General features: G+C 60.8%; 6 protein-coding genes. All 6 read right to left on the minus strand.

Translation table 11 applies throughout. The annotated features are described in order from the left end of the window. Nucleotides 1–174: 174 nt before the first annotated feature. Nucleotides 175–1,740 carry an ABC transporter substrate-binding protein gene (locus FNU79_RS14395; RefSeq protein ID WP_225430089.1) on the minus strand — a complete coding sequence of 522 codons (1,566 nt, stop codon included), beginning with the start codon at nt 1,738–1,740 and terminating at the stop codon, nt 175–177. Between the two features lie 52 nt (nt 1,741–1,792). Continuing rightward, on the minus strand, nt 1,793–3,370 hold the full coding sequence (locus FNU79_RS14400; protein ID WP_143721504.1) for an ABC transporter substrate-binding protein: 1,578 nt from the start codon (nt 3,368–3,370) through the stop codon (nt 1,793–1,795). A gap of 221 nt (nt 3,371–3,591) precedes the next feature. Beyond that, complete coding sequence (locus FNU79_RS14405) at nt 3,592–4,722, minus strand: M42 family metallopeptidase (protein ID WP_143721505.1); 1,131 nt, start codon at nt 4,720–4,722, stop codon at nt 3,592–3,594. Nucleotides 4,723–4,899: 177 nt separating this feature from the next. Beyond that, nucleotides 4,900–5,820: an ABC transporter permease gene (locus FNU79_RS14410; RefSeq protein ID WP_143721506.1), complete on the minus strand. Its 921-nt coding sequence runs from the start codon at nt 5,818–5,820 to the stop codon at nt 4,900–4,902. Then, nucleotides 5,821–6,729, minus strand: coding sequence for an ABC transporter permease (locus tag FNU79_RS14415; RefSeq protein ID WP_225430086.1), 909 nt, complete (start codon nt 6,727–6,729; stop codon nt 5,821–5,823). Nucleotides 6,730–6,787: 58 nt separating this feature from the next. Continuing rightward, a complete protein-coding gene (locus tag FNU79_RS14420; RefSeq protein ID WP_143721507.1) occupies nt 6,788–7,711 on the minus strand; it encodes a proline iminopeptidase-family hydrolase in 924 nt (307 codons plus the stop codon). Between the last annotated feature and the right edge of the window lie 659 nt (nt 7,712–8,370).

An 8,370-nucleotide genomic window follows, 5' to 3' on the forward strand; every position in this document is an offset into this window, starting at 1 on the left:
AAACTCTATCGCTAACGATTTTTGACAAGCAGCACCTAACAAGCTGTCTGGCTGCATCACCGCTTCCCACTGTGTTACTGGGACATTCAAGAATTGCTCCACCAGCGCGGGTATTCAGGTCAGTATCGTCGTGATTTGCATGAGTGTGGACGGCGTTTGGCTTCCCACTGCGGCTTACTTCAGGTTCCAGTCCTGATAGACAAAGCCCCACACCGGGTGGTGGCTGAAGTTCTGGATGTTCGGGTTGACGAAGTCGTAGACCACCGGGTAGAACAGCGGCACCACCGGATAAGCTGCCAGAATCATCTTCTGGGCCTTCTGGTACAGCGTCACGCTGGCTTTGAGATTGACGCCTTGGGCTTGATCGAGCAGTGTGTCCACAGTCTTGTTTTTGTACCCGGAGAGGTTCCAGCTGCCCGGTGCGTACTGATTGGACTTGAACAGGATCGGCAGGAAGTCCGAGGCGTCCGGATATGCCTGGAACCAGCCGGAGAGCCCGATGGCCGTCGTGCCGGGGGTGGTCATGGTGTTGATCCACTCGGCCTGCGGCAGCGTCTTGATGCTGGCCTTGATGCCGATCACGGCGAGTTGCTGCTGCACCGCTTGGGCGATCTTGGTGAACGCCTCGTCAGTGGACGTGAGCAGAGTCGTGCTCATGCCGTTTTTTAAGCCCGCCTGGGCCATCAGCGCTTTGGCCTTGGCCGGGTCGTAGCTTATGTCTTCAACAGTCGAATCGTTGCCCGCCAGACCCAGCGGAATCATCTGGTTGGCGATCTTACCGCGCCCGTTGACGAGTTGCAGGATGCGCTTCTTGTCGATGGCGTGGCTGACCGCCTCGCGCACCAGCTTGTTGTCGAAGGGCGCTTTCTGGGTGTTAATGTAGAGATAGTCCACGCCGATCTGCACCGCGTCATGCACGTAGCTCTTGTACTGGGGACTCTGCACGATCGAGGCGAACTGCGCGGTCGGCACCCCGTTCCCGAGCACGTCCACCCCGCCTCGTTGGGCGCGCAGCAGCGACACCTGATCGTTGAGGCTCAGCAGAATGTGAACCTCGTCGAGCTTGGCGGCATTCGCCTTGTCGAAGTAGGTGGGGTTCCTGGCCAGCACCATTTCCTGTCCCGGCACCCACGACTTGAGCACGAACGGGCCGTTGGCGACCACGTGGTGGGAGTAATCGCTGCCCCACTTCTCGGCGGCCTTGCGGTCCACCGCCGAGCCGAACGGCGTCGCCATATAGTTCAGGAACGTCCGGTCAGGCTTGATCAGCTGAAACTCGATGGTGTAGGGGTCGGGCGTCTTGATGCCGCTGACGTCCTTGGCCTTGCCGTCCACGAAATCGGCGGCCCCTACCAGATTGCCGAACCAGCCCGCTTTGCCGCTCTGGGGCGATTTGCTCTTGGGATCAAGAATCCGCTCGATGGCGTACTTGAAAGCGGCGGCGTCGGTCGGTTCGCCGTCCTCGAACTGAATGCCTTTCTTGATATGAAAGGTGTAGGTCTTGCCGTCCTTACTGACCTGACCCAGGTGGGTGGCGGCCCAGGGCACCAGCATCGTGCCGTCACGGTAGGTCAGCAGTGTGACGAACAGGGCGTGCTCCACCGGCCAGTTCTGGGTGTCGTCGCCGATAGCCGGGTCGAGGGTGTGCATGTCGGACGAGTAGGCGACCGTGACACTCTTGGTGGCGAGGGCGGGGCTAACAGCGAGGGCAAGGGTCAGTGAAAAAGCACTCAGCAACATACGGTTCACGGGGTACTCCTAGACAGAGGGTGGCGAAGGGTGAGGGGGTCGGTTATTTGATTTTCCAGTCCTGATAGACGTAGTTCCAGACCGGATGCAGGTCGGTGCCCGTCAGGCGCGGGTTGATGAAGTTGTACTGAACGGTGTTGTAGAGCGGCACCCAAGGAACATCGGCCAGAATCTGTTTTTGCACCTTCTGGTAGCCGGGCAGCGCCTGTTTGAGTGGCTGGCCCCGTAAGGCTTCGAGCTGAGCGTCCACGGCCGGGTTCTTGTAATTGGCCAGATTAAAGCCGCCGGGCTGGATGTAGGCCGCCTCAAACAGCACGTCGAGGAAATCCGAGGGGTCGGGGTAATCTTGAAACCAGGCCGAGATGCCGATGCTGGTCGCGCCCGGCGTGGTGATGGTGTTGATGTACTCGGCTCCCGGCAGCGCCTTGATGGCGACTTTCATGCCCACGGCGGAGAGCTGCTGCTGCACCGCCTGGGCCAGCTTGGGACCCGGCTCGTCGGCGGTGGTGATCAGCGTCAAGGTCTGGGAAGCGTCGTAGCCAGCCTGCTTGAGCAGCGCCTTGGATTTGGCAACGTCTTGGGTGCCGACTGGAATGGAGACGTCGTAGCCGGGCATACCGGGCGGCAGAATCTGCCCGGTGGTCTTGCCGCGCCCGTTGACGAGCTGCACCATGCGGGCCTTGTCTATGGCGAGGCTGACTGCCTGACGCACCATCTTGTTGTTGAAGGGAGCCTTTTGGGTATTCATGAACACGTACTCGGTGCCGACCTGTACCAGGCTCTTGACGTAAGCCTTGTACTGCGGGTTGGAGATGATGGACGCGAACTGCGCTGAGGGAATGCCGTTGCCCAGTACATCCACCTGGCCGCGCTGGGCACGCAGCAGGGCAACCTGTTCACTGAGGCCCAGCGAGAACTCGATGCGGTCAATCTGAGCGGCCCCCGCCTTATCGAAGTAGGTTGGATTCTTGACGAGCACCACCTTTTGCCCCGGTACCCATGAGTCGAGCAGGAACGGGCCGTTGGCGACGACGTGGTGCGAGAAATCGCTGCCCCACTTTTCCACAGCTTTGCGTGGCACCGCCGCCGAGAACGGGGTGGCGAGTACGTTGAGGAAGGTGCGGTCGGGTTTGATGAGCTGAAACTCGATGGTGCTGGGGTCAATCACCTTGATGCCGCTGACGTCCTTGGCTTTGCCAGCCACAAAGTCGGCGGCCCCCACCAGATTGCCGAACCAGCCGCCGGTGCCGCCTTGCGGCGACTTGGTCTTGGGATCGAGCACACGCTCGAAGGCGTACTTGAAGGCGGCGGCGTCGGTCGGCTCGCCGTCCTGAAACTGAATGCCTTTCTTGAGGTGGAAGGTGTAGGTCTTGCCGTCCTTGCTGACCTGGCCCAGGTCGGTCGCGGCCCAGGGTTTCAGGTTGGTGCCTTTGTCGTAGGTCAGCAGCGTGACGAACAGGGCGTGCTCCACCGGCCAGTTCTGAACGTCGTAGCCGATGGCCGGGTCGAGGCTCTGAAAATCGGACGGGTAACTCACGGTGACGGTGCTGGCCGCGAGTGCGGAACTCAGCGACAGGGTGAGGGTCAGGCCGAGGGCGGATAGAACAGCGGGCTTGGTCATGGAACTCCTTATCTGGGGGGGAGAAGTCGGAAGGGTGGTTAGACTGCGATGCGCGGGTCGGCTCAGCTGGACACCATGGCCACCTGATCATCAGCAGGTCGGTGTTCTGCACGGCTCGTACCCAAGCAGCGCCTGAAATTGCGGATACATCGCCGGATTTTCGTCATCTGCTTCTGAGCGGTCAGCACGGCGTCAGAGCCAACACCTTTTCAAAATCGGGCTCAGTTCTTTTGGGCGGGCGCATCGTCAAGCGCGACAAATCGCAGATCGAGGTCAGGAAGATCCTCGACAAAGGCGTGCAGCAGGGTTAAGGCCCCTTCCATATCACGGGAGTCGAGCACCTCGACAGGGCTGTGGGTGTAGCGGTTGCCCACGGATACGGCTCCTGTGGGCGTGCCTCCCCCGGCGTACTGCAGCGCCCCGGCGTCCGTCCCGATTCCTTTAAGCAGTTCGTGCTGAACCGTGAGTCCGCAGCGCTCAGCCGATGCCAAAAGACCGCGCCGAACCGCAGGGTGAACAAGGGTCGAGAAGTCCATCACCTTGACGGTTGGCCCTTTGCCCAGTCTTAAACGTTGCCGGGACATTTCAGGCGTATCGTCGGCGGCTGTCATGTCCAGCGCCAGCGCCACATCGCCCCTGAGGTGCTGAGCGGCGGCCTGCGCTCCGCGCACCCCCACTTCTTCCTGCACCGAGAACAGGGCCACGAGCGTTACGGGTGGCGGCGCGTCTTGGAAGGACTCCAGCAGCGCCAGTAAGATGGCGCAGCCCGCACGGTCATCCAGCCCGTGGGCCGTAAAGCGCCCACTGCGTTTCCCGAGTTCGGTCAGCGATCCCACGAAGCCCACTGGATCACCGATGGACACACCCATAGTGGCCACCTCCTGCGCACTGCTGGCTCCGATATCGACGTAAAGATCGGAGTACGGCACGATCGTGCGCCGGTCGGCTTCCGTCAACAGGTGGACACTGGTGCAGCCCACGACGCCGACCAAACGCTCGGTGGCTGTCCGAATCCAAACCCGCAGCGCTGGGAGGATGCGGTCATCCAGTCCCGAAACCTTCTCCAATCGCAGGAAGCCGTCAGGCCCGATATAACTCACGCGGAAGCCCACTTCGTCCATATGGGCGGAGATGATGCACCACCGCGCCTGCTCATCGGCGGCGCGGCGAATGGCAATGACATTGCCCATTGGGTCAACAGTCAGCTCGTCACACAGAGGCCGCGCCAACTCGGCCACCAAACGGATAACGTCTTCTTCTGAACCGCTGGGGCCGGTGGGTTCAACCAAGCGCTGTAAATACTTCAGGCTTGACGAGGGTTCGGTTGGGATCGGTGCACCGGTTGTCATCATAGACTCCTCAGTAAAAAAGCTAGAGAAAAGGGGATGGGAAAAGTGCAGGCCGACCGGCCAAATCGGTTCAGGGCGAACCCAGTGTGATTGGGGTCCCCAGTCTTGGTAAACGTCAGGGCGGATAGAACAGCCAGCTTGATCACACAACTCCTTATGCGGTGGGAAGATGAAGGGCAATCAGACCGTGATGCGCGGGTCGACCCAGCTGTACACCACGTCCACGATGATGTTGGCCACAACGATGCACAGCGCCGAAAACAGCACCGTGCCCATGATCATCGGCAGATCGATGTTCTGCACCGCCTGCCACGCCAGCGTGCCGATACCGGGCCAGCCGAAGACCTGTTCGATGATCAGTGCGCCGCCGAGCAGCACCCCGAGGTCGAGCGCCGTCATGGTGATCAGCGGGCGCAGGGCGTTCTTGAAGGCGTGCTTGAGCATCACCCGGCCCGGCGAGACACCCTTGGCGCGGGCGGTGCGGATGTAATCCTCGCCCATCACTTCGAGTAGGCTGGCCCGGCCCATCCGGGCGTAGTATCCGGCCCCTGACAGACCCAGTGTCAGGGCGGGCAGTAGCAGACTGATCGGCCCGGCCTCCGCGCCGCCGAGCGGCAAAATCGGATACTTGAAGCCGAAGACGTAGAGCAAGATGATGCCCAGCCAAAACGACGGGACCGCCAGCGTCAGCAGCACGAAAGTGCTTGCCAGTCCGTCGACGACCCGCAGCTTGGTGCCCGCCGCCAAGAGTCCCACCGACGCGCCGATCAGCACCTCGAAGGCCAGCCCGCCCAGCGCCAGCGCCAACGTATAAGGAAAGCGCTGCAAGATGGTGGGCAACACCTGCTGCTCGGTTTTGTACGAGCGGCCCAGATCGCCCTGGGCAGCATGGCCGAGAAAGCGCCCGTACTGCACGTAGAACGGCTGGTCGAGGCCGAGCTGGTGCGAAATGCTGCGCACCGTCTCGGCGGTGGCGTTGGGGCCAGCGATCATCCGGGCCGGGTCGGCCGGAACCTTGTAGCCGATGAAGAAGGTCAGCAGCGAGGCGAACAGCAACACCACTACGCTCCAGGCCACACGGCGCATTAAAAAGGTCAACATTCAGATCGCCTTCTTTCCGCTCTTGACGTCGAGCGCGTCGCGCAGGCCGTCACCGAGCAAGTTGAAACTCAGCACCGAGAGGCCCAGGAAGATGCCGGGGAAAATGACCAGCCAAGGGCTGACCGTCAGGTACTGCGAGCCGTCCGCGATCATGTTGCCCCAGTCGGGAGTCGGCGGCTGCACCCCGATACCGACGTAGGAGAGAGCGGCCACGAACAGCACGGTGGTCGAGAAATTGAGGGTGCTGTAGACCATCACCTGACCGAGAATCTGCGGCAGGGCGTGACGAAAAATAATGCGGGCGTCGCTGGCCCCCAGGGCGCGGGCCGCCTCGACATATTCGCGCCGCCGCACCGAGAGCAGTTCGGCCCGGATCACCCGCGCCAGATAAAACCAGCCCACTCCGCCGATGACGCCGATGATCACGCCGATGCCGGGGCGCAGCACCGCTGCCAGAAAGGCCGCTAGCAAGAGCACAGGGAAACTGATCAGCACATCGGTCAAGCGCATGATCAGGGTGTCGGTCAGCCCGCCGAAGTACCCGGCCAGCGTACCGAGTACCAGCGCGATAGATGTGGCAATCAGATTGGAGAGTACTGCGACGAGCAGTGAAGTACGGGTGCCGAAAATCAGGCGGCTGTAGAGGTCGCGGCCCAGTGCGTCGGTGCCGAACCAGAAGGTGTGGGTTGGTGGCAGCGGCGCACCGAGTTCCGAAAGGCCGTTGGGGTACTGTGTCACCGGGTCATGCGGTGCCAGCCACGGGGCAAAAATGCAGATCGCGATCAGCAGCGCAGTGATCAGCAGTCCCGCCACCGCGCCCGGTTGCCGCCGAAAGCGCCTCCACGCGGCAGCCGAAGCGCTGCGGGTCTTGAGTTGCTGCCGGGGCAGTGCTGAAGCGTCAACGTTCACGGTAGACCTCACTCGGTAACCTCACTCAACACAAGAAGACTAAATTCAGCCTGAACACTCACTCAGAAGGGGGCGTAAAGTGTCCGGCCTCGACGTCCGAGAGAAAGGTCTTGAGCGCCGTAAAATAGGTGTCCTGATCGTCCCACATGCTCAGGTGACTGCCCTCCTCGCAGATGGACACCCGGCTGTTGGGCATTCGGCGGCCCATCTCCTCGATGTCGGCGGGCCGCATGGTGTCGTGCCGCCCGACCGACAGCAGCGTCGGCACGTGGATGCGGTGCAGATCTTCCCAGCGGTTCCAGTCTTTGAAGTTGCCGGTGACGAGAAATTCGTTGGGCCCCTGCATGGTGTTGTAGACCGACTGGGCGAGGTGGCCGAACATGCGCTGTACCGGCTCGGGCCAAGGAACCACCCGGCAGATGTGCTGGTTGTAGAGCTTGGTCAGCAGTTCTTGGTATTCGGGGTCGTCAAGCGTGCCGGCCGCTTCGTGGGCCTTCATCACCGCGACTTGTGCTGGGGCCATCTGCCCGCGCAGTTCGTTGATGTACTCGGTGTAGGAGGCGATGCTGGCCGTCATGTTGCTGACGATCAGGCCCTTGAGATGAGACTGGTATTTAAGGGCGTATTCGATACCGAGCATTCCGCCCCAAGAATTGCCGAACAAATAAAATGACTCCAAACCGAGGGCAGACCGGACTTGCTCGACTTCTTCCCGGAAGCGCTCCACCGTCCACAAGCTCGTGTCGTCCGGCTGATCTGAATAAAAGCTGCCGAGCTGATCGTAGTAATAGAAGGTGTATTCGTCCGGAGAGAGAAACTCCGCGAAACTCTCGAAATACTCGTGGGTACAGCCGGGGCCGCCGTGGAGTAAGAGGAGTTTAATGGGGCCGTGGCCGACTCGCCGGGTATACACCTGATAAGCACCGTCGACGGTGATGTGCCGAACTTCATCTGCGCTGGGCTGAACGTTGGATGGGGTCATGGCAGCTCCCGATAACTCGGAGAGGACGGCGGAGTGAACTTCTCCCTGATAAGGTGACGACGAAAGTCGACTGAAGAGTAACTCAAATTTACTATATCGTCAATCTCAGCGAATTTCGTACATTAAAACGAGGAGACTAAGAAATATGTACCTACCTCTATTTCATCACGGCTTGATGAAATGGACCGTGTCATGCTGACCTCGCGGCAAGATGACACCTGGACCAGCAGATGGAAATGACCGTTGCCGGCGTTTGCAAGTGCCCGCGCTGGGGCTGGCATAGCGGAGTTCAGTTCAGTGGGGCGCGATATTCCCTTGCAGGTTGTAGGGGACGTTGCGGGCCAGTGTTGTGCTGAGTCGCAAATCATCTGGCAGCGGAGTCAGGAATTACCATCCGTCAGGCCGCACGCTTCGGCCGTGTTGCGGCTTTTCATAAGTTTGACAACGCCGCCCACGTCTGGGCCAACACCTCGGCCAGCCGCATACTGCTCAGCTGAACCGGATCATGGCCCCGTTTGGTGAGAACTCAGGCATCGTCAATGACCAATAGAAGCCCCACTAAGCTCGACTTTGGCCATTGACAGGGGGAGCAGCTTGCTGCTCCCCCTGTCAAACTTGGGCATGACACTCCTTCCGAAGTGGTTCACGGGGGTCCTGCA

The organism is Deinococcus detaillensis, assembly GCF_007280555.1.
GTDB lineage: Bacteria > Deinococcota > Deinococci > Deinococcales > Deinococcaceae > Deinococcus > Deinococcus detaillensis.

Excerpts from the sequence above, each read along its gene's own strand:
- FNU79_RS14395 (WP_225430089.1), bottom strand. The coding sequence starts at position 1,740 with ATGTTGCTGAGTGCTTTTTCACTGACCCTTGCCCTCGCTGTTAGCCCC.
- FNU79_RS14400 (WP_143721504.1), bottom strand. The coding sequence starts at position 3,370 with ATGACCAAGCCCGCTGTTCTATCCGCCCTCGGCCTGACCCTCACCCTG.
- FNU79_RS14405 (WP_143721505.1), bottom strand. The coding sequence starts at position 4,722 with ATGATGACAACCGGTGCACCGATCCCAACCGAACCCTCGTCAAGCCTG.
- FNU79_RS14410 (WP_143721506.1), bottom strand. The coding sequence starts at position 5,820 with ATGTTGACCTTTTTAATGCGCCGTGTGGCCTGGAGCGTAGTGGTGTTG.
- FNU79_RS14420 (WP_143721507.1), bottom strand. The coding sequence starts at position 7,711 with ATGACCCCATCCAACGTTCAGCCCAGCGCAGATGAAGTTCGGCACATC.